We start from the raw sequence: 25,535 nt of genomic DNA on the forward strand, positions 1-25,535 counted from the left end.
AGGAGCAATCAGATGGCACACAAAAAGGCAGGCGGCTCTTCCCGGAACGGCCGCGACTCCGAGTCGAAACGTCTCGGCGTGAAAGTGTACGGCGGCCAGGCGATCAACGCTGGCGGCATCATCGTGCGTCAGCGCGGTACGCGCATGCACGCTGGCGAGAACGTCGGCATGGGCAAGGATCACACCCTGTTCGCGCTGGTCGACGGTCACGTCAAGTTCGCGACCAAGGGCGCGGACAAGAAGCATCTGGTCATCGTCGTCCCGGCGGCTGCCTAAGTTCAGGCACCCACGGGCTTCGTAGCCGAAAGGCCCCGCAGTCTTCGCGGGGCCTTTTTTTATTTGGCCGCCGCGCGCATGTGCGCGCCGGCGGCTGTCGCGAACGGCGGGCAATCGGCCGAACGGCAGATTGTTCAAGCGTGCCGGCGCGCGGCACAATAGCGGAAATACTGGTCGGAGTGACGAATGAAGTTCATTGACGAAGCACGAATCGAAGTCATCGCCGGCGACGGAGGCGATGGCAGCGCGTCGATGCGCCGCGAGAAGTTCGTTCCGTTTGGCGGGCCGGACGGCGGCGACGGCGGCCGGGGCGGCAACGTCTACGCGATCGCCGACCGCAACATCAACACGCTGATCGACTACCGTTACGCGAAGAAGCACCTGGCGCGCAACGGCGAAAACGGTCGCGGCTCGGATTGCTACGGCAAGGGCGGTGACGACGTCACGCTGCGCATGCCGGTCGGCACGGTCGTGACCGATATGGACACGGGCGAGCTGATCGCCGACCTGACCGAGCACGACCAGCAGGTGATGCTTGCGAAGGGTGGCGCCGGTGGTCTCGGCAACCTGCATTTCAAGTCGAGCACGAACCGCGCGCCGCGCCAGAAGACCGACGGCAAGCCCGGCGAACGGCGCATGCTGAGGCTTGAGCTGAAGGTGCTCGCCGACGTCGGCCTGCTCGGCATGCCGAACGCCGGCAAATCGACCTTCATCTCGTCGGTGTCGAACGCGAAGCCGAAGATCGCCGATTATCCGTTCACGACGCTCGCGCCGAACCTCGGCGTCGTGCGGGTCGGCCCGAGCAAGAGCTTCGTGATCGCCGACATCCCGGGGCTGATCGAGGGCGCAGCCGAAGGCGCGGGCCTCGGCCACCAGTTCCTGCGGCACCTGCAGCGCACCGGCGTGCTGCTGCATCTCGTCGATTTGGCCCCGTTCGACGAAAGCGTCGATCCGGTTGCGGAAGCGAAGGCGATCGTCGGCGAATTGCGCAAGTACGACGAGGCGCTCTATGAGAAGCCGCGCTGGCTCGTCCTCAACAAGCTCGACATGGTGCCGGAAGACGAGCGCGAGGCACGCGTCGCCGATTTCCTCGATCGTTTCGGCTGGGACGGCCCGGTGTTCGAGATTTCGGCGCTCACGGGCCAGGGCTGCGAAGCGCTGTGCTACGCGATCTACGATTACCTCGCCGAGCATTCGGACGCGCATCGCGCGGCGGAAGAGGAAGATCTGGCCGCGGACGTGCGGTTCCGCGATGCGCCGGCCGCCGATGGCGGCGCGACGCCCGGCGACGACGCCTGAGCGGGCCGAAATGCACCGGGCGTCGCGCCCGGTGCCGGAATTTAATCGCGCCCGGCCGGGCAGGCATCAGATACAGGAGACAGCGCACGATGCGTTCGATCATCGCGGATTCGAAGCGATTGGTGGTGAAGGTGGGCTCGAGCCTCGTGACCAACGACGGCAAGGGGCTCGATCATGCTGCAATCGGCCGCTGGGCGGCCCAGATCGCCGCGCTGCGCGCGCAGGGCAAGGAAGTGGTGCTCGTCAGTTCGGGCGCGATTGCCGAAGGGATGCAGCGGCTCGGCTGGAGCAAGCGTCCGCGCGAGATCGACGAGCTGCAGGCCGCCGCCGCGGTTGGCCAGATGGGGCTTGCGCAAGTCTATGAAAGCCGCTTTACCGAGCACGACATCCGCACCGCGCAGATCCTGCTCACGCATGCCGACCTTGCGGATCGCGAACGCTACCTGAACGCGCGCTCGACGCTGCTCACGCTACTGCGGCTCGGCGTCGTGCCGATCATCAACGAGAACGACACGGTTGTCACCGACGAAATCAAGTTCGGCGACAACGACACGCTCGGCGCGCTCGTCGCGAACCTGATCGAAGGCGATGCGCTGATCATCCTGACCGACCAGCCGGGGCTGTTCACCGCCGATCCGCGCAAGGATCCGAACGCGACGCTCGTCGCGGAAGCCAGTGCGGGGGCATCGGAGCTCGAGGCGATGGCGGGCGGCGCAGGCTCGAGCCTCGGCCGCGGCGGGATGCTGACGAAGATTCTCGCGGCGAAGCGTGCGGCGCACAGTGGCGCGAACACCGTGATCGCGAGTGGCCGCGAAGCCGACGTGCTGGTGCGGCTGGCGGCGGGCGAGGCGATCGGCACGCAGCTGATCGCGCGCACCGCGCGGATGGCCGCGCGCAAGCAATGGATGGCCGATCACCTGCAGGTTCGCGGGCACGTCGTGATCGATGCGGGTGCAGTCGAGAAGCTGACGGCCGGCGGCAAGAGCCTGCTGCCGATCGGCGTGATCGGCGTGCAGGGTGCGTTCGCGCGCGGCGAGGTGATCGCATGTGTCGGCCCCGACGGGCGTGAAGTGGCGCGCGGCCTCACGAACTACAGCAGTGCGGAAACGAAGCTGATTCACCGCAAGCCGAGCGGCGAGATCGAGACGGTGCTCGGCTATATGCTGGAGCCGGAGCTGATTCACCGCGACAACCTCGTGCTCGTATAACCGTTCGGCCAGACGTCGCGAGACAACAAAAAGCCCGCATTGCGCGGGCTTTTTGTTGTCTCGACTGGTGCGGGGCAGGGCCGGCCAGGCGGCCGGCCTGCGTTGCGCCGTCAGCGCAACTGGTTCATCGCGGTGCGATGGAATCGGATGTTCTCCAGGATCTGCTGGGTCGTGCCCTGCGGCATCTTGTTGGAGCAGAAGTAGTCCTGGTACAGCGCCGAGTGGTATGCATTGAGTTCGCCGTTCTCGATGCGACGCCAGTCGTTCTCGACCGTGCGGTCCCAGCCGTCGTGATCCGAATTCAGGCCTGCATACTGACGCCATTCGTAGGTGTCGCAGCGGATGCCTTCGTAATTCACGTTGCGCGCGCCGGCCGGGCTCGTGATGACGACTGCATAGCGCACGACGCCGTCGGTGCCGACCGCGAGCGATTTCGCATCGATGGAGAACTTGAGCGGCGTGTTTTGCGACACGTTGAACGGCAGCAGATCGCCGGCCTGCGGCAGCGGCGGCAGCGTGTCGACCGCGTTTTCCTTCCAGTTGCCTTGACGGTCCAGCAGATACACGAACGTGCTGTCATCCTTGTTGGTCGGCGCCTTCGAATTCGCGCAGCCGGCCAGCGTGGCCGCCGCGACGATCGAGGCGAGCGCGAGAGCAATCGCTTTCAATATGCATTCCTCGTAAAAAAAGGGCGCGACATCAAGGTCGCGCCCGGTCATGCAGTCCGACTTGTCATTTGCCGACGATCACGCGGGGCGGCATCTCGTCGAGCGTGCTCGCCTCCACTTCGATCTCCGAACACACTACCGTTGTGTCGACAATCGTCAGCGTCTGCTGGACTTGCGCACCGATGACGCGCGGATAGCGCGACGGACGCGGCCCACGCGGCTTGTCGGCTCGCTGCGCCGGGCGGCGCAGGAAGCGCGACAGTTCCGTCAGCGCCAACTGATAGACATCCCGCTTGAACTCGATCACCGCATCGAGCGGCACCCAGTACTCGTTCCAGCGCCACGCATCGAACTCCGGGTGGTCGGTCGCGCGCAAGCAAATGTCGCAATCGCGTCCGACCATCCGCAGCAGGAACCAGATCTGCTTCTGGCCGCGGTAATGGCCGCGTACTTCGCGTTTGATGAACTTGTCAGGCACCTCGTAACGCAACCAGTCGCGAGTGCGGCCGATTATCTTGACGTGTTCAGGGTGCAGGCCCGTTTCCTCGTGCAGCTCCCGGTACATCGCCTGCATGGGGGTCTCGCCGTACTTGATCCCACCTTGAGGAAACTGCCAGGAATGCTCGCGGAGCCGCTTGCCCCAAAACACCTCGTTGCGCGCGTTCAAGAGGATGATGCCGACGTTCGGGCGAAAGCCTTCACGATCCAGCATACAACCACCTTCGAATCCTTTAAAATTGCTTTGATTATAAACAGATAACGGGCGCTGCGCACCGTGACGGAGCGAATCCGCGCGGGGTACACCGGCTGAATTGTCCCTGATTTGTCTGCTAAGTCATCTGCGCCATCGTCGTTCGTCGCGCGCAGCTTTTTCACCTTGAAACTTTTTCGGGCGCCCCGCTTGGGGGCGCCGTATTTGGAACCGTCCGCATGAAAGCTTCCCGTTTCTTTATCGGCACCCTCAAAGAGGCACCGGCCGACGCAGAGATCGTCAGCCACAAGCTGATGGTGCGCGCCGGCATGATCCGTCGTGTCGCCGGCGGCATCTATAACTACCTGCCGGTCGGCCTGCGTTCGATTCGCAAGGTCGAGGCGATCGTGCGCGAGGAAATGAACCGGGCAGGCGCCATCGAGCTGCTGATGCCGGCCGTGCAGCCGGCGGAGCTGTGGCAGGAGTCGGGCCGCTGGGAACAGTACGGCCCCGAGCTGCTGCGCTTCAAGGACCGCAAGGACAACGACTTCGTGATCGGGCCGACGCACGAGGAAGTCGTCACCGATATCGCGCGCAACCAGATCAAGAGCTACCGGCAGATGCCGGTGAACTTCTACCAGATCCAGACGAAGTTCCGCGACGAGATCCGCCCGCGCTTCGGCGTGATGCGCGGCCGCGAATTCATCATGAAGGACGCGTATTCGTTCGACAAGGATGCGGCCGGCCTGAACGAGTCGTACCGCAAGATGTATGACGCGTACGTGCGCATCTTCACGCGCCTCGGCCTCGAGTTCCGTGCGGTCGCGGCCGACAGCGGCTCGATCGGCGGCAACTTCTCGCACGAGTTCCACGTGATCGCCGATACCGGCGAGGACGCGATCGCCTACTGCCCGACGTCCGACTTTGCGGCGAACATCGAAGCGGCCGAAGCGCTGCCGCTGATTGCCGAGCGCGCTGCGCCGGCCGAAGCGATGGAGAAGGTCGCGACACCCGGCAAGGCGAAGTGCGAAGCGGTCGCCGAACTGCTGGCGATCCCGCTCGAGCGCACGATCAAGTCGATCGTGCTCGCCACCGAGAACGAAGGCGCCGAGCCGACCATCTGGCTCGTGATGCTGCGCGGCGACCACGACCTGAACGAGATCAAGGTCTCGAAGCTGCCGGGGCTGAAGAACCACCGGTTCGCGACCGAGCAGGAAATCGTCGAATGGTTCGGCACGCCGCCGGGCTATCTCGGCCCGGTCGGCACGAAGAAGCCGGTGAAGGTGATCGCCGATCGCACGGTCGCGAACATGAGCGATTTCGTCGTCGGCGCGAACGAGGTCGACTATCACATCGCGGGCGTGAACTGGGGCCGCGACCTGCCGGAGCCGGAAGTCGCCGACGTGCGCAACGTGAAGAAGGGCGATCCGTCGCCGGACGGCAAGGGCGCGATCGACATCTGCCGCGGCATCGAAGTCGGCCACGTGTTCCAGCTTGGCACCAAGTATTCGGAAGCGTTGGGTGCGACGTTCCTCGATGAGTCGGGCAAGCCGCAGCCGATGCTGATGGGTTGCTACGGCGTCGGCGTCACGCGCATTCTCGGCGCGGCGATTGAACAGAACTTCGACGACAAGGGCATCATCTGGCCCGAGTCGATCGCACCGTTCGAGGTCGTGCTGTGCCCGATGGGCTACGATCGCAGCGACATGGTTCGCGAGGCCGCCGACAAGCTGTATGCGGAACTGACGGCCGCCGGCATCGACGTGATCCTCGACGATCGCGGCGAGCGCCCGGGGGTGATGTTCGCCGACTGGGAACTGATCGGCGTGCCGCATCGCCTGGTGATCGGCGAGCGCGGCCTGAAGGAAGGCAAGATCGAGTACCAGGGCCGCCGCGATGCCGAGGCGACGCTGCTGCCGGCCGACGCGGCCGCGGCGACGGTGACGGAGAAGATCCGCGCCGCGCTCGCGCACTAAGCGCCGCGACCGGGGGACACGGTGGAATACACCTTCCTGTCGGCCACCGTGCTCCTCGTGCTGATCACGGATCCGCTCGGCAACATCCCGCTGTTCATCACGGCGATGCGGGACGTGCCGCGCGAGCGGCGCGTGAAGCTGATCCTGCGTGAAGTGGGGATCGCGTTCGTGATCCTGCTGTTCTTCATGGTGGTCGGCGATCGCTTCCTGCGGATGATGAGCCTCACCGATCTGTCGTTGCGGCTCGGTGGCGGTATCGTGCTGTTCTTGATCGCGCTGCGGATGATCTTCCCGCATCCCGACGGCGCGCTCGGCAGCGATCCGCGCGCGGGTGGCGAGCCGTTCATCGTGCCGCTCGCGATTCCGGCGCTCGCCGGGCCGTCGGCGCTCGCGACGGTGATGCTGCTGACGTCGCAGGCGCCGGGCAAGATGTTCGAGTGGGTCGGTGCGCTGACGGTCACGATGATCGTCTGCGCGATCACGCTGGTGCTGGCCGAACGGATCCAGCAGTGGCTCGGCGAGCGGACCGTCGCGGCGTTCGAGCGGTTGATGGGCCTCGTGCTCGTCGCGATCTCGGTCGAGATGCTGCTGGCCGGCATTCGGGCGTTCGTGCACCAGCTGTAGCACGGGCGGCGTAGTCGACGAAAAAAAGCGGCGCTCCGGGAAACCGGAGCGCCGCTTTTTCTTATGGCGGGCGGGGGTCAGACGTTCGCGGTCAGCGCGCGGATCGTCGGCAGGTTGCGCCAGTAGCCCTTTGCGTCCATCCCGCAGCCGAACACGTAGCGGTCCGGCACCGCGAAGCCGCAGAAGTCGGGATGCAGCGGTTTCGCCTTCGTGAGCGTCTTCTCGCACAGCACGGCGGACATGAAGCGCTTCGCGCCCATGTCGAGGATGCGGTCGCGGATCGCGGCCATCGTCTCGCCTTCGTCGAGGATGTCGTCGAGCACGAGCACGATCCGGTCCTTCACCGATTCGCGCGGCGCGACGCGCCAGTGCATCTCCGGGCTGCCCTGCGTCGTGTTGCGATAGCGGGTCAGGTGGATGTAGTCGAATTCCAGCGGGAAATCGAGATGCGGTAGCAGCATCCCGGTAAACACCGCGGCGCCGCCCATCACCGAGAGAACGAGCGGGAACGCATCGCCGATCTCGGCGCGGATCGCGTCGGCCATCCTGGAGATCGACGCGTTGACGGCATCTGCCGAGACGATCTCTTCGGAGTGGTCGAAAATGTGGAGGGCTTCTTCGCGGTTCATGTGTTCTGGCGAGCAGTCGGTATACAAATAAGGATGAAGCAGAACGGCAGGCGCGCGCTACGGCAAAAACCCGCGCGCCGGCCGACGGGCGGAATCAGCGCATGCCGGGCATCATGCCCTTCAGGCCACGCATCATCTTCTGCATGTTGCCGCCCTTCAGTTTCTTCATCATCGTACGCATCTGGTCGTACTGGTTCAGCATCCGGTTGACTTCCTGTACCGGCACGCCCGCACCGGCTGCAATGCGGCGCTTGCGCGTCGCCTTGATGATTTCGGGTTTCGCGCGCTCGGCGGGCGTCATCGAGCTGATGATCCCTTCCATCCGGCGGATCTGCTTCTCGGCCTGACCCATGTCGGCGCCGGCCGCGGCCTGCTGGAACTGCGCGGGCAGCTTGTCCATCAGCGACGACAGGCCGCCCATGTTCTTCATCTGCGAGATCTGCGCGCGGAAATCGTTCAGGTCGAAGTCGCCGCCTTTCTTGACCTTGTCGGCAAGCTTCTGCGCGGCCTGCACGTCGACGCCGCGCTGCGCTTCCTCGACGAGCGCGAGGATGTCGCCCATGCCGAGGATCCGGTTCGCCATCCGGTCAGGGTGGAACACCTCAAGGCCGTCGAGCTTTTCGGCGACGCCGACGAACTTGATCGGCTTGCCCGTGACGTGTCGCACCGACAACGCGGCACCGCCGCGCGAATCGCCGTCGAGCTTGGTCAGCACGACGCCGGTCAGCGGCAGCGTGTCGTTGAACGCCTTCGCGGTATTGACCGCGTCCTGGCCGAGCATCGCGTCGACGACGAACAGCGTTTCGGCCGGCTTCAGCGTGCCGTGCAGCGCGGCGATTTCCTGCATCATCACCTCGTCGATGCCGAGGCGGCCGGCCGTGTCGACGATCAGCACGTCATGGTAGTGGCGCTTCGCCCAGTCGACGGCGGCGACCGCGATGTCGACGGGCTTCTGGTCCGGCGTCGACGGGAAGAAGTCGGCGCCGACCTGTTCGGTCACCGTTTTCAACTGCATGATCGCGGCCGGGCGATACACGTCGCACGACACCGTCAGCACCTTCTTCTTGTACTTCTCGCGCAGCAGCTTCGCGAGCTTGCCGACGGTCGTGGTCTTGCCGGCGCCCTGCAGGCCGGCCATCAGGATCACGGCAGGCGGGGTGACCGCAAGGTTCAGCTCGGCGGCCTTGCCTTCGTAGTCGCCGCCGATCACGGCGGTCAGTTCCTTCTGGACCACGCCGACGAGCGCCTGACCCGGCGACAGGCTGCTGATCACTTCCTCGCCGAGCGCCTTTTCCTTGACCTTGGCGATGAATTCGCGGACGACGGGCAGTGCGACGTCGGCCTCCAGCAGCGCGAGACGCACCTCGCGGAGCATCTCCTGGGTGTTCGCCTCGGTAAGCCGGGCCTCGCCGCGCAGCGTCTTGACGACGCGCGCCATCCGTTGAGTGAGATTGTCGAGCATGGGGAGCGATGGACAGTGGGGCCCGAAGGCGCAACGGAACCGAACAAAGGGAGCCGTCGCGGGGAGGGGGCCTAGTGTAAACTTCGAACATGGATATTGTACTGTATGCCCTCACCGCATTCCTGTACGGCGGCCTTGCCGTCGCAGGCTGGCGCACGCACCGCCAGGGCGCGACGCCGCTCGTCGCGAGCGTGCCGGCCGTGCCGGTTCCGGCGTCCGCCGCGTCGGGGATGAGCTCGGCCGGCCGCGCGCTGCTGTTCGCGGCGCTCGTCGCGCACGGCGTGCTGCTGCACATGACGATCTTCCCGCACGACGCGATGATCTTCGGGTTCGCGTTCGCGCTGTCCGCGATGTTCTGGCTCGGCGCCGGCATCTACTGGATCGAGAGCTTCTTCTTCCCGCTCGACAGCCTGCGCCTTCTCGTGCTGCCGCTTGCGTGCGGCGCGTCGCTGCTGCCGCTCGTGTTCGGTGGCGTGCGGGTGCTGCCTTATGCCGCAGCACCGCTGTTCAAGATGCACTTCCTGATCGCGAACATCGCATACGGCCTCTTTGCGATCGCCGCGCTGCACGCAGTCCTGATGCTGATGGTCGAGCGGCGCCTGCAATCGCTGAGAAGCGGCGGGCGCGACGGTTCGACCGGCTGGATCGCGAGCTGGCTCGAAACGCTGCCGCCGCTGCTCACGCTCGAGAAGCTGCTGTTCCGCCTGATCGGCGCCGGCTTCGTGCTGCTCACGCTGACGCTCGCGTCGGGGATCCTGTTCAGCGAGCAGGTCGATGCACGCGCGCTGCGGCTCGATCACAAGACCGTGTTCGCGGTGCTGTCGTGGCTGATGTTCGGCGGCCTGCTGGTGGCCCGCAAGACGTCGGGCTGGCGCGGGCGCGGCGCCGCGCGCTGGGTGCTCGTGTCGTTTGCCGCGCTGCTGTTCGCGTATGTCGGCAGCCGGTTCGTTTTCGAGGTGCTGCTGCACCGCTCCGTGGTTTGAACGCAGGTTTCCGATGCGACAGATTCTTCTCCTGATTCTTCTTTTCTTCGCGGGTTCGTGGCTCGCGCGCAAGCTGCGCCAGGCCCAGGAGCATGCGCAGGCGCGCACCGGCCGCGGTGGCGGCTACGACGGCGGTGCCGGTACGGCACGCCCGAACGGCGACGCGCGCTCGCTGCCCGAGCCGATGGTGCGCTGCGCCGAATGCGGTGTGCATGCGCCGAAGGGCGACGCCGTCGCAGTGGGCGGCGAATACTTCTGCAGCACTGAGCACGCGCAGCGCCACGGCGCACGCGCGAGCGGCCACGACGCCCGATGAGCGACGCAGCGCTGCTGTCGGTCGATGCACGCGGCTGGGTGCGCGAAGCGCGTCATGCACCGTCGCCGAATTTCGAGGCGCGACCTGCCGGCGCGGTGCCGACGCTCGTCGTCGTCCACAACATCAGCTTGCCGCCCGGCGAGTTTGGCGGCGACGCGATCGAATCGCTGTTCCTGAACCGTCTCGATTGCGATGCGCACCCCTATTACCAGAGCCACCTGCGCGGCGTGCGCGTGTCCGCGCACTTCCTGATCCGCCGCGACGGCGAACTCGTGCAGTTCGTGTCGTGCGACGAGCGCGCGTGGCATGCGGGCGCGTCCGAGTTCTTCGGCCGGACACGCTGCAACGACTTCTCGATCGGCATCGAGCTCGAAGGCGCGGACGATGTGCCGTTCGACGACGCGCAGTATGCGATGCTCGCCGCGCTCTCCCGCGCGCTCGCCGCACGCTATCCGGTCGACGCATTTGCTGGGCACTCGGACGTCGCGCCGGGCCGCAAGACCGACCCGGGCCCGCACTTCGATTGGCAACGCTTCGCGAGCGATGCCGGTTTTTCCGCCGAATACTTTCCGTTCCGTCAGCACTGATCGCGGGGTTTTTTGACCGGGGAAAGTTTTTTCTCCGACCAATGCCTTGTCGTGTCTGCGCGTGAGCGATGTCAAGACCTCCATCGCAAATTAACCGTTTGGACGTCCTCCGAATGTCCACTATACTTGGTGCCAGTTGAGCGGTTCTGTACTAGATATAGTGTGTGTCGCAGGGGAAACCCGAGCGGCACCGGCCGGCGGGCAACGCCGGCGGACAGGGTTCTCAGGGCGGCGCGCCAGGCCGGGCGGTCCGGGCGTCGCGATCAAGCGCAGCGAACTTCGACGGGGCAGGGGACACATGACGAAGCACACGACCGGATCGGTTGTCGCGCATCGACCGAACCGGCTTCCCCGACGCATCGCTCGCCTCTTACCGCTCGCGCACCTTATTGCGCAGCGTTCGTTTTAATCCGCGGTTCTCTCCGCACCATCCAACACCAGGAGCTTTGCACATGCAAACCACCGACAACGCGACGTCCCAGTACGAGAGCGCCTCGAGCCGTCCGCTCGGCGGGACCGAACAGGGCGCGCAGGCGCTCGCGCCGCAGGCCACGTTCGCCGACTACAAGGTGATCCGACGCAACGGCAGCGTGGTGTCGTTCGAGCCTTCGAAGATCGCGATTGCGGTGACCAAGGCTTTCCTGGCCGTCAACGGCGGGCAGGGCGCGGCATCGGCGCGCGTACGCGAACTCGTCGAGCAACTGACGCACAACGTCGTTCGCGCGCTCGTGCGCAGCCGTCCGAACGGCGGTACGTTCCATATCGAAGACATTCAGGACCAGGTCGAACTCGCGCTGATGCGCGGCGGCGAGCACAACGTCGCGCGCGCGTACGTGCTGTATCGCGAGAAGCGCCACCTCGAGCGCCAGCATGCGGGCGAGGAAGCAGCGGCAGCGGGCGGCGAGGCGAGCACCGGCATCAACGTCGTCGACAACGGCGTCACGCGCCCGCTCGACATGAACGCGCTGCGTGCGCTGATCGTGTCGGCATGCGACGGCCTCGGCGCTGCGGTTAACCCTGACCCGATCGTCGCGGAAACGGTGAAGAACCTGTACGACGGCGTGCCGATGAGCCAGGTCTACGACTCGGCGATCCTCGCTGCGCGCACGATGATCGAAAAGGATCCGGCGTACAGCCAGGTCACGGCCCGCATCCTGCTGCACACGATCCGCCGCGAGATCCTCGGCGAGGAAGTGGTCCAGGCCGAGATGTCGACCCGCTACGCGGAATACTTCCCGCAGTTCCTGAAGCGCGGCGTCGACGCCGGCCTGCTCGACGACAAGCTGCTGCAGTTCGACCTGAAGCGTCTCGGCGACGCGCTCGACGCGAATCGCGACCTGCAGTTCGGCTACCTCGGCCTGCAGACGCTGTACGACCGCTACTTCCTGCACGTCGACGGTTCCCGCATCGAAATGCCGCAGGCATTCTTCATGCGCGTCGCGATGGGCCTGTCGCTGAACGAGATCGACCGCGAAACGCGCGCGATCGAGTTCTACAACGTGCTGTCGAGCTTCGACTTCATGAGCTCGACGCCGACGCTGTTCAACTCGGGCACCCATCGCTCGCAGCTGTCGTCGTGCTACCTGACGACGGTCGCGGACGACCTCGACGGCATCTATGAAGCGCTGAAGGAAAACGCGCTGCTGTCGAAGTTCGCCGGCGGTCTCGGCAACGACTGGACGCGCGTGCGTGCGCTCGGCTCGCATATCAAGGGCACGAACGGCAAGTCGCAAGGCGTGGTCCCGTTCCTGAAGGTGGTCAACGACACGGCCGTCGCGGTCAACCAGGGCGGCAAGCGCAAGGGCGCGGTGTGCGCGTACCTCGAATCGTGGCACCTCGACATCGAGGAATTCCTCGAGCTGCGCAAGAACACCGGCGACGATCGCCGCCGTACGCACGACATGAACACGGCGAACTGGATTCCCGACCTGTTCATGAAGCGCGTGATGGAAGGCGCCGACTGGACGCTGTTCTCGCCGTCGACCTGCCCGGACCTGCACGACAAGTTCGGCGCGGAGTTCGAAGCGGCTTACACGGCTTACGAAGACAAGGTCGCGCGCGGCGAGATCAAGCTGTTCAAGAAGATCCCGGCGCAGCAGCTCTGGCGCAAGATGCTCGGCATGCTGTTCGAAACGGGCCACCCGTGGATCACGTTCAAGGATCCGTGCAACGTGCGCTCGCCGCAGCAGCACGTCGGCGTCGTCCACTCGTCGAACCTGTGCACGGAAATCACGCTGAACACGAGCGACACCGAAATCGCGGTGTGCAACCTGGGCTCGGTGAACCTCGTCGCCCACCTGGTGAAGCAGGCCGACGGCAGCTACGCGCTCGACCACGACAAGCTGAAGCGCACGATCAGCGTCGCGATGCGCATGCTCGACAACGTGATCGACATCAACTACTACGCGGTGCCGAAGGCGCGTAACTCGAACCTGAAGCACCGCCCGGTCGGCATGGGCATCATGGGCTTCCAGGACTGCCTGCACCTGCTGCGCACGCCGTACGCGTCGGAAGCGGCGGTCGAGTTCGCCGACCGTTCGATGGAAGCGGTCTGCTACTACGCGTACTACGCGTCGACCGAGCTGGCCGAGGAACGCGGCCGCTACTCGAGCTACCGCGGCTCGCTGTGGGATCGCGGCATCCTCCCGCAGGACACGCTGAAGCTGCTGACGGAAGCGCGCGGCGGCTACGTCGAGGTCGACACGTCGGCGTCGCTCGACTGGACGACGCTGCGTTCGCGGATCGCCTCGCACGGCATGCGCAACTCGAACTGCGTCGCGATCGCGCCGACGGCGACGATCTCGAACATCATCGGCGTGTCGGCGTGCATCGAGCCGACCTTCCAGAACCTGTACGTGAAGTCGAACCTGTCGGGCGAATTCACGGTGGTCAACGAGTACCTCGTTCGCGACCTGAAGGAGCGCGGCCTGTGGGACGAAGTGATGGTGGCCGACCTGAAGTACTTCGACGGCATGCTGTCGCGCATCGACCGCATCCCGGCCGACCTGCGCGCGATCTACGCGACCGCGTTCGAGGTCGACCCGACGTGGCTGGTCGAAGCGGCATCGCGTCGCCAGAAGTGGATCGACCAGGCGCAGTCGCTGAACATCTACATGGGCGGCGCGTCGGGCAAGAAGCTCGACGAGGTCTACAAGCTCGCATGGCTGCGCGGTCTGAAGACGACCTACTACCTGCGCACGATGGCGGCGACGCACGTCGAGAAGTCGACGGTCGCACATGGCGCGCTGAACGCAGTGCCGACGAGCGGTGGCTCGAGCAGCGGCGGCGCGCAAGGCGCGGCAGGCGGCTTCGGTGCGGCAGGCGGCGATGCATCGTCGGGCGCGGTCAATGCGGCACCGGCGCTGGCGCCGGTCGAAGCAGACGGTCCGGTGTGCACGATGCGTCCGGGCGATCCGGGCTTCGACGAGTGCGAAGCCTGCCAGTAACACGGCGCGCATGACCTGAAGAAGGTTCGGGCGGCGTGCACGACAACCGATCGAGGTTGAAGTGTGCGCCGCTCTCTACTAAAAAAATGATAAGGAATCTGTAACGCGCCACTTGCGTTGCAGGCAGTGACAAGCGATCGAAACATCCCCGACGACGTCGCGTTTCGATCAGCGTTCGATGCGTCGAGCGCACCTCGCGATACATGTGCGACACGCGTCGCGCGCCGCATGAACGACGATGCGTTGCTCAAAGTGTTGTATCGAGGTCGCAACGCGAATCGAAAAAAGGATTTTTCGTGAGCGAGCCCTTTTATCGCTCAGGAAAAGATGGTACAAACCGTTCTAAATTGATGGTGAGAATTTATGCTCAACTGGGATGACGAGAAGACTGCCGTAACCCCCGCGAGCGGAGCGCAGCAAAACGCGATGCGCACCTCCGCAGGGATGGCTGTCGGAATGCAGGCGGCAGCGCCTGCCGCCCATCAGGTCCGCGACATTTTCGAAGGCGATCTTGCGGTGCCGCCGCAAGCATCGGCTGTTCCCGCTGGCGGTTCGGAAACGCGGGTCAATGTCGCCGACAAGCGCATCATCAACGGCCAGACTGACGTCAATCAGCTGGTGCCGTTCAAGTACAAGTGGGCGTGGGAAAAGTATCTGGCGGGTTGCGCGAACCACTGGATGCCGCAGGAAATCAACATGTCCCGCGACATCGCACTGTGGAAGGACCCGAACGGTCTGACCGAGGACGAGCGCCGCATCGTCAAGCGCAACCTCGGTTTCTTCGTGACGGCCGATTCGCTCGCCGCGAACAACATCGTGCTCGGCACGTACCGCCACATCACGGCGCCCGAGTGCCGGCAGTTCCTGCTGCGCCAGGCGTTCGAAGAGGCGATCCACACGCACGCGTATCAATACATTGTCGAATCGCTCGGTCTCGACGAAGGCGAGATCTTCAACGCGTACCACGAGGTCACGTCGATCCGCGCGAAGGACGAATTCCTGATCCCGTTCATCCACACGCTGACCGACCCGGCCTTCAAGACCGGTACGCTCGAAGCGGATCAGAAGCTGCTGAAGTCGCTGATCGTGTTCGCCTGCATCATGGAAGGCCTGTTCTTCTATGTCGGCTTCACGCAGATTCTCGCGCTCGGCCGCCAGAACAAGATGACGGGTGCTGCAGAGCAATATCAGTACATCCTGCGCGACGAATCGATGCACTGCAATTTCGGCATCGACCTGATCAACCAGATCAAGCTCGAGAACCCGCATCTCTGGACCGCGGAATTCCGCGCCGAGATCCGCGAGCTGTTCAAGCAGGCTGTCGAACTCGAATACCGCTACGCCGAGGACACGATGCCGCGCGGCGTGCTGGGTCTGAACGCGTCGATGTTCAAGAGCTATCTGCGCTTCATCAGCAACCGCCGTTGCCAGCAGATCGGCCTCGACCCGCTGTTCCCGAACGAGGAAAACCCGTTCCCGTGGATGAGCGAGATGATCGACCTGAAGAAGGAGCGCAACTTCTTCGAGACGCGAGTGATCGAGTATCAGACGGGCGGCGCGCTGTCCTGGGAATAACCCGCAGCAGCGAACCCGTCACATGATGGAGCAGCCGGCGGCCTCTCGGCCCCGGCCCAAGGTTTAGGAGCAAGAACGCCTGATGCAAAGCATGCCCGGTGCCTTAACGGCCCAACGACATGATCGGCACTTTGCGAACCCTTCAGTGGGATGGGCAAACTTCCCTCCGGAAAAAGCGGACGGCCGTGTGGCGGTCCGCTTGATCAAGCGATTAGGGGTAGCGGTGCGAGGTGCGCCGGCTACCGACTTGATTTGGCGCGCGAGGCCATGGGGTCTCGCGCGCCATACCGTATTCATTAGCGTAAGCGCGTGGTATCCGCGTACGCCGATGAATAGCCCGCTTCGAAGCGCACGTCCTGAACAGCGTCCGCGGGAAGCGGGTTTTGACGAAGGGTGTAGTTTGAACTGACTCTCATCTGAACCTGAAGGAGAACAACATGGCTACTGCCAAGAAAAAACCGGCTGCTAAGAAGGTCGCTGCCAAGAAGACCGTAGCGAAGAAGGCTGCAGCCCCGGCGAAGAAAGCCGCTGCAGTGAAGAAAGTTGCTGCGAAGAAGGTCGCGGTGAAGAAGGTTGCCGCGAAGAAGGCAGCACCGGCGAAGAAGGCCGCAGCGAAGAAGGTCGCGGCAAAGAAGGTCGCGGCAAAGAAGGTCGCAACGAAGAAGGTTGCAGCCAAGAAGGTCGCTGCGAAGAAAGTCGCGGTGAAGAAGGTTGCCGCGAAGAAGGCAGCACCGGCGAAGAAGGCCGCAGCGAAGAAGGTTGCCGCCAAGAAGGTCGCGGTGAAGAAGGTTGCTGCGAAGAAGGCCGCGCCGGCGAAGAAGGCTGCTGCGAAGAAGGCCGCGCCTGCGAAGAAGGCTGCTGCCAAGAAGGCTGCGCCTGCGAAGAAGGCCGCTGCGAAGAAGGCTGCGCCCGCCAAGAAGGCTGCCCCTGCGAAGAAGGTTGCCGCACCGAAGGCTGCTGCACCGGCGAAGAAGGCTGCTGCTCCGAAGAAGGCCGTCGTGAAGAAGGCTGCACCGGCAACCACCGCGTCGACCGCATCGGTCGCGCCGGCATCGGGCGTGAAGACCGCGCTCAACCCGGCAGCGGCATGGCCGTTCCCGACCGGCAGCCGTCCGTAATCGCGGCTGACCAGTACTACCCGGACACTCACGCGGTGTCCGCGGGTTGAGTAGCGCTACTCAATCGATCCCGCTATCTGGCTCAGGTGGCGGGATTTTTTTCGTCCGTATTCATCGTAGCGCCCACCGTCGGCCGGCAACGAATTGCGGACGAAAAAAAACGCATGTGCAGCTTCGCACATGCGTTCGACCGCGGCTTGCGCCGCATGCTGAGGATGCTCGTTAGTGCGTGACGCGCGTGACGCCGCCGCTCGACAGCAGTCGCACACGTTCGCCGGCGCGGAACATTTCGCCGCTTGCCGCCTGCGTGATCGAGCGCAGGTCGCCGTTGTCGAGGCGCACGGTGATTTCGACACCGTTCGCCGTGCTGAGATTTTCGCCGACCGCGTTGCCCGCGACCGCGCCGACGAGACCGCCTGCGATGGCCGTCAGGATCGACCCCTTGCCGCCGCCGATCGCGCTGCCCGCGACTGCGCCGAGCGCACCGCCGCCGAGCGTGCCGATGGCGCTGCCGCCGCCGTCGGACTGGATGCGCACCGCGCGGACGCTTTCGACCGTGCCCATGCGGACGGTCTGTTCGCGCTGCGCCTGGCCGACGCTATAGACATCCGCCGAGCCCGGCGCCGTGAAGCAGCCGGCGAGCGTCAGCGTGGCCGTCAGCATCGCCGCGAACGTGAGGGTTTTCTTGGTCAACATCTTTGCTCTCCCGCAATATTCATTTGAGACTGTAACCGAAGGCAGCCTCGAAGCGCACGTCGATTTCGGCGCGCGTCAATGCGTAGGTCTGGGGCCCCTGGTGGGCGATCTTGATCGAGCCCATCAGGCTCGCGAGGCGGCCCGTGGTTGCCCAGTCGAGACCGTTCTCGATGCCGTACAGCAGGCCGCCCCGGAAGGCGTCGCCGCAACCGGTCGGATCGACGACACGCTCTGCTTGCACGACCGGAATATGTTCTTCGCCGTTTTTGTGAAGAATGGTGGAGCCGTGCTCGCCGCGCGTGATGATCAACGCCTGAACCCGGCTGGCGATTTCCTGTTCGGACCAGCCCGTCTTGTCGCTGACGAGCTTGCCCTCGTAGTCGTTGACCGCGACGAAGGTCGCGAGTTCAATGATGCGGCGCAGCGTCGCACCGTCGAACAGCGGCAGGCCCTGGCCCGGATCGAAGATGAACGGGATGCCGGCCTTCGCGAATTGCTCGGCATGCTGGACCATCCCGTCGAAGCCGTCCGGCGCGACGATGCCGAGCTTCACGCCCGGCACTTCGTCCGCACGGTTCAGGTGCGACTCCATCATCGCGCCTGGGTGGAATGCGGTGATCTGGTTGTTCTCGAGATCGGTCGTGATCATCGCCTGCGCGGTGTGCGTTTCGGGCACCACGCGCACATTGGCTTTCGACAGGCCGAGGCTGTCGAGACGCTCGAGATAGCGGTCGGCGTCGTTCGCGCCGACCGTCGCCATGATGCGCGCGTCGCCGCCGAGCATGTGCAGCGCGTAAGCGATGTTCCCCGCGCAACCGCCGAATTCGCGACGCATCGTCGGCACGAGGAAGCTCACGTTCAGAAGGTGAACCTGGTCGGGCAGGATGTGCTCGCGAAACCGGCCTTCGAAGGTCATGATGTTGTCGTAGGCGAGCGAGCCGCAAATCAGCGTAGTCAAGGCGTGCGTTCCTGTAGAGAGCAAAAGGAGGCGGCCGCCCGGCCGGTGCGCAGACCGTCGGGCCTCGCGCGGCAGGGCCGGGCGGCTGCGGATTACTTCAGTGCGGCGAGCGCTGCGTCGTAGTTCGGCTCGTCCTTGATCTCGCCGACGAGTTGCGCGTGGATCACCTTGTCCTGCGCGTCGAGCACGACGACTGCGCGGGCCGTCAGGCCGTCCAGCGGGCCGCTCGTCACGTCGACGCCGTACGCGTTCGCGAATGCGCGGCCGCCGCGGAACGTCGAAGCCGTCACGACGTTCGCGAGGCCTTCGGTCGTGCAGAAGCGCGTGGCGGCGAACGGCAGGTCGCCGGACACGACGACCACGACCGTGTTGTCGAGCGACGACGCGGCTTCGTTGAACTTGCGGGTCGACGTCGCGCAGGTCGGCGTGTCGAGGCTCGGGACGATGTTCAGCACCTTGCGCTTGCCGGCGAAGCTGGCGAGCGACAGATCGGCGAGATCCTTGCCGACCAGCTTGAAGTCGGGGGCTTGCGAGCCGACGGCCGGGAACGTGCCGGCGAGATCGATCGGGTTGCCACCCAGCGTAACTTTGCTCATGTTCGTGCTCCGAAATAGCGCGCCGCTGCGGCGCGCGGGTTGAGACGGCGCGCATGCGCGCGCCGCGGGGCGTCACGGATAGAAGATCTGGACGCGGAAATTCGAGGCGGGCGTGCCGTTCGTGTCGAGACGCACGATCATCGTTTGTGTCGTGCCGGGCGGCAGCCCGGCGTCGATCGGCGTGCCCGGGCGCACGTAGTCGCGCGGCGCGAGCACGCGGCGCACGGTCACGTGATTCGTGTCGTCGAGCAGCGTCAGCTCGAGCGACGGGTAGGCGAGCGCGACGCGATAACGGTTCGTCAGCGGCACCTTCAGCTCCAGCACGCGCGGGCCGTCGAGCTGGCGCAGGTCGGCCGCGTCGAGCCGCAGGCCGTCGATCGCGCGCGGCGGCGTGACCGTGCAGCCGAGCGGCGCGCACGCTTGCCGGAACCAGACCTGCGTGACGGGCCAGTAGATCATCACGGGTTCGCGCTGCCACCACGCAAGCTGCGCGACGAGCAGCACCGCGAGCGCGGCGGCGACGAGGCCGCCGAAAAAGCCGCCGAGCATCCCGTGCCGCTGTGGCGCACGCGACTCGCGCGTCACGGCGAAGTGCGTGCGGTCGTCGTCGGTCAGTGCGGCGGGGAAGGTGGCGGCCGGTTGGACGTCCGGTTCGCTGGCGGCCGCGGTCGGTGCGGGCGCGTGCTCGCCGGAGTTGCTGCCGGGTCCACGTTCGGATTCGGCTGCGGCTTGCGCCGGCCTGAATGCGAAGCGCGGTTCACGCGGCGCGTGTTCATCGTCGGGCACCGCGAAGCGCGCGTTGCCAACCGGTTCGACGGGCTCCGCTGCGGCTTGTTCGGCCGACGGCGTGTGCGCGACGAAGCGCGGTTCGCGCAGGTCGGGCTCGACAGTCGGCGCGGCCAGCGACGTGTCCGATGCGTCGGTTTCGTGCGGCGTTCCGTCCGGTTCGGCCGGTGGCGCAACCGCGGCGTGCAGCTCGGCAGGGACGGAGGCGATCGGTGCGGGCGTGCCGGACAGATGAATGACACCGGCTTCAGTGGCCGGCAGCGCGAGCGGCACCAGCGGCTCGGCGCGTACGGTCTGCCCGGTGTGCTGCAGCGCCGGGTCGACGCCGGCATCGAGCCACGGCGCCCACATGTCCCAGCCTTCCGGCTTGTAGTCCGTGTCGGATGCCGACCCGACCGGTGCGTCGGCGAAGAGCCGCGCGGGCGTGGCGTCGTGTTGCGGGGTGGCGGCGGCCGGCTCGGCCGGCTCGGCCGGCGCCGCTTCGGTCAGCGCCGGCTCGGGCACGAGCGACTGCGACGCGTTGAAGACCTGCTGGCAGTGTCCGCAGCGCACGAGCCCGTCATGCAGCGAGAGCTGTTCCTGCTGCAGCCGGAAGACGGTTTCGCAATGAGGGCAGCGCGTCGCAAGAAGCATGTCGAGCCGGGCGGCCTGCTGGCCAGAGTGAAGGACAGCGCTATTCTAATGGCTTTCCCGCCGGGTTCCGGCGAGGCATACCCAACCTTCGTGTTCGCGCCAGACCGAGATGTCGACGTAGCGCGCATAGACGGCCGCGACTTCGTCCGCCTGGCGCGCGAGCACGCCCGACAGCGCGATGTGCCCGCCCGGTTTCACCTTCGATGCGAGCATCGACGCCATCAGCTTCAGTGGGTTCGACAGGATGTTCGCGACGACGATGTCGAATTCGCCGGCCGGACACGCGTCGGGCAGCCCGTACGTGACTGCCGCGTGGTTACGTTCGCTGTTCTGCCGCGCCGATTCCACCGCCTGCGGGTCGATATCGATGCCGACTACGGGGTTCGCCCCGCATTTCTGCGCGAGGATCGCGAGAATGCCCGAGCCGCAGCCGTAGTCGAGCACCGACTGGCCGGGCTTCACCGACTGTTCGAGCCATTCCATGCACAGGCGCGTGGTCGGGTGGCTGCCGGTGCCGAAGGCGAGGCCGGGGTCGAGTTCGAGGATCAGTGCATCGGGGTCGGGCGCGTCGTGCCACGACGGCACGACCCAGATCCGCTCGCCGATCGGAATCGGCTCGAATTGCGACTGCGTGAGCCGCACCCAGTCCTGTTCCTCGACTTCGCGCACGTCGAACTTCGGTGTCTCGGCGACGCCGATTTCGTTCGCGGCCGCCGCGAGCAGCACGGCCGGCTCGTGATCGGGCGACAGCAGCGCGATCACGCGCGAGTGCTGCCACGCGGTGCGCTCCGGAACCAGGCCGGGCTCGCCGAAGAGCGGCTGTTCATCGGGCGTGTCGGCGTCGGCGTCCTCGACAGACACCGACAGCGCGCCGAGTTCGAGCAGTGCGTCGGACAGCGCCTCCGCATGCTCACGGGCCAGTTCTACGACGAGTTCGCGGTAGCTCATGCTTACGCTTCTTCCGGTGCGACCTGCTGCTTCTGGGCGAGCCGGTTTTCGAGATAGTGGATGCTGGTGCCGCCTTCGACGAACTTCGAGTCGATCATCAGCTCGCGGTGCAGCGGGATGTTGGTCTGGATGCCTTCGACGACCATTTCCGACAGCGCGATGCGCATCCGGCGGATCGCCTGGTCGCGCGTCGCGCCGTAGGTGATCAGCTTGCCGATCATCGAATCATAGTTCGGCGGCACGAAATAGCCATTGTAGGCGTGCGAGTCGACGCGCACGCCAGGGCCGCCCGGCGTATGCCACGACGTGATCCGGCCCGGCGACGGCGTGAACTTGAACGGATCTTCCGCGTTGATCCGGCATTCGATCGCATGTCCGCGGAACTGGATGTCGCGCTGGCGCAGCGCGAGCTTCTCGCCGGCTGCGATGCGGATCTGTTCCTGCACGATGTCGACGCCCGTGATCATCTCCGACACCGGGTGCTCGACCTGCACGCGCGTGTTCATCTCGATGAAGTAGAACTCGTTGTTCTCGTACAGGAATTCGAACGTGCCCGCGCCGAGGTAGCCCATCTTCTTGCACGCGTCCGCGCAGCGGTCGCCGATGCGCTCGATCAGGCGACGCGGAATGCCGGGCGCCGGCGCTTCCTCGATCACCTTCTGGTGACGGCGCTGCATCGAGCAGTCGCGCTCGCCGAGCCAGATCGCGTTCTTGTGCGCGTCCGACAGCACCTGGATTTCGATGTGGCGCGGGTTCTCGAGGAACTTCTCCATGTACACCTGCGGGTTGCCGAACGCACGGCCGGCTTCCTCGCGGGTCATGTTGACCGCGTTGACGAGCGCGGCCTCGGTGTGCACGACGCGCATCCCGCGCCCGCCGCCGCCGCCCGCTGCCTTGATGATGACCGGATAGCCGATCGCGCGCGCAATCTTCACGATCTCCTTCGGATCTTCCGGCAACGTGCCTTCCGAACCCGGCACGCACGGCACGCCGGTCTTGATCATGGTCTGCTTCGCGGTGACCTTGTCGCCCATCAGGCGGATCGTTTCCGGACGTGGGCCGATGAACGTGAAGCCCGACTGCTCGACGCGTTCCGCGAAGTCGGCGTTCTCCGACAGGAAGCCGTAGCCGGGGTGGATCGCCTCGGCATCGGTGACTTCCGCGGCGCTGATCAGCGCCGGCATGTTCAGGTAGCTCAGGTTCGACGGGGCCGGGCCGATACAGACGGCTTCGTCCGCGAGGCGCACGTACTTGGCTTCCTTGTCGGCTTCCGAGTAGACGACCACCGTCTTGACGCCGAGCTCGCGGCACGCACGCTGGATGCGCAGCGCGATTTCACCGCGGTTGGCAATGAGGATTTTTTCAAACATAGCGAGTATTCGTCTCTTCGAGGGGCGCGCGAACGGCGCCTGGCGAGCATCGGCGGCGCGCGGCCGGCTGGGCCGCGCAGCGGGCTTAGCCGATCACGAAAAGCGGCTGGCCGTATTCGACGGCCTGGCCGTTCTCGACGAGGATTTCCTTGATCACGCCGGCCTTGTCCGACTCGATCTCATTGAGCAGCTTCATCGCTTCGATGATGCAGATGGTCTGGCCTTCCTTGACCGTGTCACCGACCTGGGTGAACGGGTCCGCGCCCGGCGACGGCGCGCGATAGAACGTGCCGACCATTGGCGAGGTCACGACGTGACCTTGCGGCACGGCCGGTGCGGCAGCGCCTGCTGCGGCCGGCGCGCCGTCGGCCGGCAGCGCGACCGACGGGGCCGGTGCGCTGACCTGCGGGGCAAATCCAGCCGTCGGCTGCACGTAGACCGGCGGTGCGTTCTTGACGATGCGCACCTTACCTTCGCCTTCCGTCACTTCCAGCTCGGAGATGCCGGATTCGGAGACGAGGTCGATCAGAGTTTTCAGCTTACGAAGATCCATCGGGAATTCCCCTTTCAATACGTGAAAGCGCCGGTGGGACCGGCGCTGAATCTAGATCGCGAAATCAGCCGCGCGACGTGCCTTGCAGCTTGTCCAGCGCGTACTCGAGCGCGTACAGATAACCTTTCCAGCCGAGCCCGCAGATCACGCCTTCGGCCTGGTCGGAAAAGTAGGAGTGATGCCTGAACGCTTCGCGGCGGTGCACGTTCGACAGATGAACCTCGACGAACGGGATGCCGACGCCGGCAATCGCGTCCCGAATCGCGACGCTCGTGTGCGTATACGCGGCGGGATTGATCAGGATGAAATCGGTCTGTTCCTCCCGCGCGGCCTGGATGCGGTCGACGAGCGCACCTTCATGGTTGCTCTGGAACGACGACAGTTCGGCGCCGGCTTCCTGCGCCCGTGCGGCAAGCGCCTGATCGATCTGGGCGAGCGTAACGCGGCCGTACACCTCCGGTTCCCGGGTGCCGAGAAGGTTCAGGTTGGGGCCGTGCAGCACCAGCAATCGTGTCATGGTCGCTTCTATTTCTGCGGAATTGCGCGAACTTTAGCGCTATTTAGAGAAATTTGTCTAGTTTTGCCGAACGGCTGGGCGCGCGGGACCTGCAAGAATTACCGGCGCACTGGCAAAGTATCGGCGAATTCACGTGAATTTGCGGCGATCGACGCACAAATCGCCGCCAACGTGCGGGCGGCCGTTCAGGACGATCACAACGCGTCGAGGGTCTTTTTCAGGTCGGCCGGTTGGATTTGTCCTAATTTTGTCTCGCGAATCTTGCCGGTTTCGTCGATGACGACCGTAAACGGCAGCGCGCCGGCCGTATTTCCGAAATTACGGGCCAGATCGGCGCCCGCATAACCGCTGATGAAAACCGGATAGTCGACCTTCACCTTCTGAAGAAAGTTCTTCACGTTCTGGTCGGAATCGACGCCGATTCCGATGAAGCGGATGCCTTTCTGCTTGTATTGATGCGACAGCGCGACGAGTTCCGGCATCTCTTCGACGCACGGGCCGCACCACGACGCCCAGAAATTGACCACGACCTTCTGGCCCTTGAAGGACGCGAGCGACGCCGGCTTGCCGTCGATGCCGGTCAGCGACGCGGCCCACAGCTGGTCGACCGGGTTGCCCTGCGCGGCGGGCGCCGCGACGGCGACGCCGTCATCGGCGCTGCCGCCGCGGAACCAATGGCCAGCGGCAATCCCGCCGGCGACGGCGGCCGCCGCGACCACCGCGAGCGCCAACATGCGTTTCATCATCATCGTTGAATCATTCCGGTTCGGAAGGAGCGTTGCCGGCTTCGAGCAGCGCGTGCAAGGCGGCGGCGTCTGCGCGCGCGACCCGGCCGCGCGCGTCGGCCTTGACCGCGCCGCGCAGGTCGTCGCTCGCGTAGAGCGCGACGTGAATGCCGATCGCGTCCACGTCGCGCCGCGGGCGCCACAGGAAACTGAGCGTCTCGACGTCCGCGCGACCGGCGAAATGCCGCGTCTCGGACACGTCGTACTGAACGTTCTGGTTCAGCAGGTAGATCGCGACGTCCTTCGGGTTGTCGGTGAATATCTGCAAATGGATGTCCGAATGCGCGTTCGCGGTGCCGTTCAGCACCGCGCCCGTCACATAAGGATTGAACTCCGCGAGCCGGCGCATCCAGTCGAGTGCGATCTCGCGCAGGCGGCGCAGTTCGTCCGGCTGCGTGTCGCTCTGGAACAGGGCGAGGTACTCGCGCAGTTCTTCCTCGATCAGGTCGTTATCCGGCAGCCATTCTCCGGCAACGCGCGTATCGCCGAACAACTGGCGCGCGGCCTTGCGTTTCGCGCTGGCGTAATCGAGGCCGTCCTCCGCGATCAGGCGGGCGGCGGACTGGGCGATTTCCTCGCGGGCGCGCCGCGGGTCGACAAGGGGTTTGCGAGACATGATCCGGCAATCATACTCGATCGCCGTCACGCCCGAACGCCGTGTGGCTGCGTGCCGCCCGCCGCGCCGGCCGGCATCCGGATCCATCGTTCGGGCCGCCGGGCAGGGCGGACCGTCAGTTACAATGACGGTCTTTGTGTCGCGGCGAAAGTCGTTGGCCGGGCGGCCTGTCCGGCGTGCCGCAGACCATCTTTCCGAATCGACGGCGCCCGGCGGCGC

General features: G+C 65.3%; 26 protein-coding genes. 12 read left to right on the top strand and 14 right to left on the bottom strand.

Annotated elements, in window-relative coordinates:
- Positions 1-12: 12 nt before the first annotated feature.
- The 3 genes from rpmA (at position 13) to proB (ending at position 2,783) form a co-directional block, all read left to right on the top strand.
- The gene (rpmA, locus tag DIE15_RS24155) at positions 13-276 is read left to right on the top strand and encodes a 50S ribosomal protein L27 (RefSeq protein WP_006476999.1); all 264 of its coding nucleotides are present in this window, start codon (positions 13-15) and stop codon (positions 274-276) included.
- Between the two features lie 186 nt (positions 277-462).
- On the top strand, positions 463-1,575 hold the full coding sequence (gene cgtA, locus DIE15_RS24160) for an Obg family GTPase CgtA (protein ID WP_057926841.1): 1,113 nt from the start codon (positions 463-465) through the stop codon (positions 1,573-1,575).
- An 89-nt stretch (positions 1,576-1,664) separates the two neighbouring features.
- Positions 1,665-2,783, top strand: a complete 1,119-nt coding sequence (gene proB / locus DIE15_RS24165; RefSeq protein WP_057926840.1) for a glutamate 5-kinase — start codon at positions 1,665-1,667, stop codon at positions 2,781-2,783.
- Between the two features lie 110 nt (positions 2,784-2,893).
- Here proB and DIE15_RS24170 read toward each other — a convergent pair whose 3' ends face one another.
- Positions 2,894-3,502, bottom strand: a complete 609-nt coding sequence (locus DIE15_RS24170) for a CNP1-like family protein (RefSeq protein WP_057926839.1) — start codon at positions 3,500-3,502, stop codon at positions 2,894-2,896.
- 13 nt (positions 3,503-3,515) lie between these two features.
- Positions 3,516-4,163 carry an RNA pyrophosphohydrolase gene (locus DIE15_RS24175; RefSeq protein WP_057926838.1) on the bottom strand — a complete coding sequence of 216 codons (648 nt, stop codon included), beginning with the start codon at positions 4,161-4,163 and terminating at the stop codon, positions 3,516-3,518.
- Positions 4,164-4,381: 218 nt separating this feature from the next.
- On the opposite strand from DIE15_RS24175, the gene DIE15_RS24185 reads away from it, so the two are divergent.
- Together DIE15_RS24185 and DIE15_RS24190 are read left to right on the top strand one after the other, a co-directional pair.
- The gene (locus tag DIE15_RS24185; protein ID WP_124834545.1) at positions 4,382-6,118 is read left to right on the top strand and encodes a proline--tRNA ligase; all 1,737 of its coding nucleotides are present in this window, start codon (positions 4,382-4,384) and stop codon (positions 6,116-6,118) included.
- Positions 6,119-6,139: 21 nt separating this feature from the next.
- Positions 6,140-6,742 (top strand): MarC family protein, encoded by a 603-nt coding sequence (locus tag DIE15_RS24190; RefSeq protein WP_012363042.1) that lies wholly within the window; start codon positions 6,140-6,142, stop codon positions 6,740-6,742.
- Between the two features lie 77 nt (positions 6,743-6,819).
- Here the strand turns inward: DIE15_RS24190 and DIE15_RS24195 are convergent, their stop codons facing one another.
- Positions 6,820-7,371 carry a hypoxanthine-guanine phosphoribosyltransferase gene (locus tag DIE15_RS24195; protein ID WP_057926836.1) on the bottom strand — a complete coding sequence of 184 codons (552 nt, stop codon included), beginning with the start codon at positions 7,369-7,371 and terminating at the stop codon, positions 6,820-6,822.
- A gap of 94 nt (positions 7,372-7,465) precedes the next feature.
- The gene (gene ffh, locus DIE15_RS24200; protein WP_124834546.1) at positions 7,466-8,833 is read right to left on the bottom strand and encodes a signal recognition particle protein; all 1,368 of its coding nucleotides are present in this window, start codon (positions 8,831-8,833) and stop codon (positions 7,466-7,468) included.
- Between the two features lie 89 nt (positions 8,834-8,922).
- Here ffh and DIE15_RS24205 point away from each other — a divergent pair, with 89 nt between their 5' ends.
- From DIE15_RS24205 to DIE15_RS24240, 7 genes are all read left to right on the top strand, one after another.
- Positions 8,923-9,816, top strand: a complete 894-nt coding sequence (locus DIE15_RS24205; protein WP_057926834.1) for an inner membrane protein YpjD — start codon at positions 8,923-8,925, stop codon at positions 9,814-9,816.
- A 13-nt stretch (positions 9,817-9,829) separates the two neighbouring features.
- Positions 9,830-10,132, top strand: coding sequence for a PP0621 family protein (locus DIE15_RS24210; protein WP_124834547.1), 303 nt, complete (start codon positions 9,830-9,832; stop codon positions 10,130-10,132).
- Entirely contained in the window at positions 10,129-10,719 is a 591-nt protein-coding gene (gene ampD / locus DIE15_RS24215; protein ID WP_057926832.1) for a 1,6-anhydro-N-acetylmuramyl-L-alanine amidase AmpD, read from the top strand. Before DIE15_RS24210 ends, ampD begins: the two co-directional genes overlap by 4 nt.
- Before the next feature lie 452 nt (positions 10,720-11,171).
- A complete protein-coding gene (locus DIE15_RS24220) occupies positions 11,172-14,165 on the top strand; it encodes a ribonucleoside-diphosphate reductase subunit alpha (RefSeq protein ID WP_124834548.1) in 2,994 nt (997 codons plus the stop codon).
- A gap of 363 nt (positions 14,166-14,528) precedes the next feature.
- Complete coding sequence (locus tag DIE15_RS24230) at positions 14,529-15,740, top strand: ribonucleotide-diphosphate reductase subunit beta (protein ID WP_057926830.1); 1,212 nt, start codon at positions 14,529-14,531, stop codon at positions 15,738-15,740.
- 82 nt (positions 15,741-15,822) lie between these two features.
- Entirely contained in the window at positions 15,823-16,149 is a 327-nt protein-coding gene (locus DIE15_RS24235) for a hypothetical protein (RefSeq protein ID WP_124834549.1), read from the top strand.
- 28 nt (positions 16,150-16,177) lie between these two features.
- Entirely contained in the window at positions 16,178-16,858 is a 681-nt protein-coding gene (locus DIE15_RS24240) for a histone H1-like DNA-binding protein (RefSeq protein ID WP_124834550.1), read from the top strand.
- A gap of 222 nt (positions 16,859-17,080) precedes the next feature.
- Here DIE15_RS24240 and DIE15_RS24245 read toward each other — a convergent pair whose 3' ends face one another.
- The 10 genes from DIE15_RS24245 to DIE15_RS24290 form a co-directional block, all read right to left on the bottom strand.
- Positions 17,081-17,554, bottom strand: a complete 474-nt coding sequence (locus DIE15_RS24245; RefSeq protein WP_057926828.1) for a glycine zipper 2TM domain-containing protein — start codon at positions 17,552-17,554, stop codon at positions 17,081-17,083.
- 19 nt (positions 17,555-17,573) lie between these two features.
- Positions 17,574-18,512, bottom strand: coding sequence for a carbohydrate kinase family protein (locus DIE15_RS24250; RefSeq protein WP_057926827.1), 939 nt, complete (start codon positions 18,510-18,512; stop codon positions 17,574-17,576).
- 92 nt (positions 18,513-18,604) lie between these two features.
- Positions 18,605-19,108 carry a thiol peroxidase gene (gene tpx, locus DIE15_RS24255; protein ID WP_057926826.1) on the bottom strand — a complete coding sequence of 168 codons (504 nt, stop codon included), beginning with the start codon at positions 19,106-19,108 and terminating at the stop codon, positions 18,605-18,607.
- A 72-nt stretch (positions 19,109-19,180) separates the two neighbouring features.
- Positions 19,181-20,527: a DUF3426 domain-containing protein gene (locus DIE15_RS24260; protein ID WP_124834551.1), complete on the bottom strand. Its 1,347-nt coding sequence runs from the start codon at positions 20,525-20,527 to the stop codon at positions 19,181-19,183.
- 45 nt (positions 20,528-20,572) lie between these two features.
- Entirely contained in the window at positions 20,573-21,475 is a 903-nt protein-coding gene (prmA, locus tag DIE15_RS24265) for a 50S ribosomal protein L11 methyltransferase (RefSeq protein WP_057926824.1), read from the bottom strand.
- A gap of 2 nt (positions 21,476-21,477) precedes the next feature.
- Positions 21,478-22,845, bottom strand: coding sequence for an acetyl-CoA carboxylase biotin carboxylase subunit (accC, locus tag DIE15_RS24270; RefSeq protein WP_124834552.1), 1,368 nt, complete (start codon positions 22,843-22,845; stop codon positions 21,478-21,480).
- An 85-nt stretch (positions 22,846-22,930) separates the two neighbouring features.
- The gene (accB, locus tag DIE15_RS24275) at positions 22,931-23,398 is read right to left on the bottom strand and encodes an acetyl-CoA carboxylase biotin carboxyl carrier protein (protein ID WP_057926822.1); all 468 of its coding nucleotides are present in this window, start codon (positions 23,396-23,398) and stop codon (positions 22,931-22,933) included.
- 64 nt (positions 23,399-23,462) lie between these two features.
- Positions 23,463-23,915 (bottom strand): type II 3-dehydroquinate dehydratase, encoded by a 453-nt coding sequence (gene aroQ, locus DIE15_RS24280; protein ID WP_057926821.1) that lies wholly within the window; start codon positions 23,913-23,915, stop codon positions 23,463-23,465.
- Between the two features lie 194 nt (positions 23,916-24,109).
- The gene (locus DIE15_RS24285) at positions 24,110-24,664 is read right to left on the bottom strand and encodes a TlpA disulfide reductase family protein (RefSeq protein WP_057926820.1); all 555 of its coding nucleotides are present in this window, start codon (positions 24,662-24,664) and stop codon (positions 24,110-24,112) included.
- Between the two features lie 7 nt (positions 24,665-24,671).
- On the bottom strand, positions 24,672-25,316 hold the full coding sequence (locus tag DIE15_RS24290; protein WP_057926878.1) for a hypothetical protein: 645 nt from the start codon (positions 25,314-25,316) through the stop codon (positions 24,672-24,674).
- Positions 25,317-25,535: the final 219 nt, after the last annotated feature.

The sequence above is a fragment of the Burkholderia sp. Bp9031 genome (assembly GCF_003857965.1).
GTDB lineage: Bacteria > Pseudomonadota > Gammaproteobacteria > Burkholderiales > Burkholderiaceae > Burkholderia > Burkholderia ambifaria_A.

Bases quoted from the DNA above. Each gene is read 5' to 3' on its own strand.
- accB (WP_057926822.1), bottom strand. From the start codon at position 23,398: ATGGATCTTCGTAAGCTGAAAACTCTGATCGACCTCGTCTCCGAATCC.
- DIE15_RS24195 (WP_057926836.1), bottom strand. From the start codon at position 7,371: ATGAACCGCGAAGAAGCCCTCCACATTTTCGACCACTCCGAAGAGATC.
- DIE15_RS24230 (WP_057926830.1), top strand. From the start codon at position 14,529: ATGCTCAACTGGGATGACGAGAAGACTGCCGTAACCCCCGCGAGCGGA.
- DIE15_RS24290 (WP_057926878.1), bottom strand. From the start codon at position 25,316: ATGTCTCGCAAACCCCTTGTCGACCCGCGGCGCGCCCGCGAGGAAATC.
- accC (WP_124834552.1), bottom strand. From the start codon at position 22,845: ATGTTTGAAAAAATCCTCATTGCCAACCGCGGTGAAATCGCGCTGCGC.
- DIE15_RS24175 (WP_057926838.1), bottom strand. From the start codon at position 4,163: ATGCTGGATCGTGAAGGCTTTCGCCCGAACGTCGGCATCATCCTCTTG.
- DIE15_RS24220 (WP_124834548.1), top strand. From the start codon at position 11,172: ATGCAAACCACCGACAACGCGACGTCCCAGTACGAGAGCGCCTCGAGC.
- aroQ (WP_057926821.1), bottom strand. From the start codon at position 23,915: ATGACACGATTGCTGGTGCTGCACGGCCCCAACCTGAACCTTCTCGGC.
- DIE15_RS24245 (WP_057926828.1), bottom strand. From the start codon at position 17,554: ATGTTGACCAAGAAAACCCTCACGTTCGCGGCGATGCTGACGGCCACG.
- DIE15_RS24240 (WP_124834550.1), top strand. From the start codon at position 16,178: ATGGCTACTGCCAAGAAAAAACCGGCTGCTAAGAAGGTCGCTGCCAAG.
- DIE15_RS24185 (WP_124834545.1), top strand. From the start codon at position 4,382: ATGAAAGCTTCCCGTTTCTTTATCGGCACCCTCAAAGAGGCACCGGCC.
- rpmA (WP_006476999.1), top strand. From the start codon at position 13: ATGGCACACAAAAAGGCAGGCGGCTCTTCCCGGAACGGCCGCGACTCC.
- cgtA (WP_057926841.1), top strand. From the start codon at position 463: ATGAAGTTCATTGACGAAGCACGAATCGAAGTCATCGCCGGCGACGGA.
- DIE15_RS24205 (WP_057926834.1), top strand. From the start codon at position 8,923: ATGGATATTGTACTGTATGCCCTCACCGCATTCCTGTACGGCGGCCTT.
- prmA (WP_057926824.1), bottom strand. From the start codon at position 21,475: ATGAGCTACCGCGAACTCGTCGTAGAACTGGCCCGTGAGCATGCGGAG.
- DIE15_RS24260 (WP_124834551.1), bottom strand. From the start codon at position 20,527: ATGCTTCTTGCGACGCGCTGCCCTCATTGCGAAACCGTCTTCCGGCTG.
- tpx (WP_057926826.1), bottom strand. From the start codon at position 19,108: ATGAGCAAAGTTACGCTGGGTGGCAACCCGATCGATCTCGCCGGCACG.
- DIE15_RS24170 (WP_057926839.1), bottom strand. From the start codon at position 3,502: ATGACCGGGCGCGACCTTGATGTCGCGCCCTTTTTTTACGAGGAATGC.
- DIE15_RS24210 (WP_124834547.1), top strand. From the start codon at position 9,830: ATGCGACAGATTCTTCTCCTGATTCTTCTTTTCTTCGCGGGTTCGTGG.
- DIE15_RS24235 (WP_124834549.1), top strand. From the start codon at position 15,823: ATGCAAAGCATGCCCGGTGCCTTAACGGCCCAACGACATGATCGGCAC.
- proB (WP_057926840.1), top strand. From the start codon at position 1,665: ATGCGTTCGATCATCGCGGATTCGAAGCGATTGGTGGTGAAGGTGGGC.
- DIE15_RS24285 (WP_057926820.1), bottom strand. From the start codon at position 24,664: ATGATGATGAAACGCATGTTGGCGCTCGCGGTGGTCGCGGCGGCCGCC.
- ampD (WP_057926832.1), top strand. From the start codon at position 10,129: ATGAGCGACGCAGCGCTGCTGTCGGTCGATGCACGCGGCTGGGTGCGC.
- ffh (WP_124834546.1), bottom strand. From the start codon at position 8,833: ATGCTCGACAATCTCACTCAACGGATGGCGCGCGTCGTCAAGACGCTG.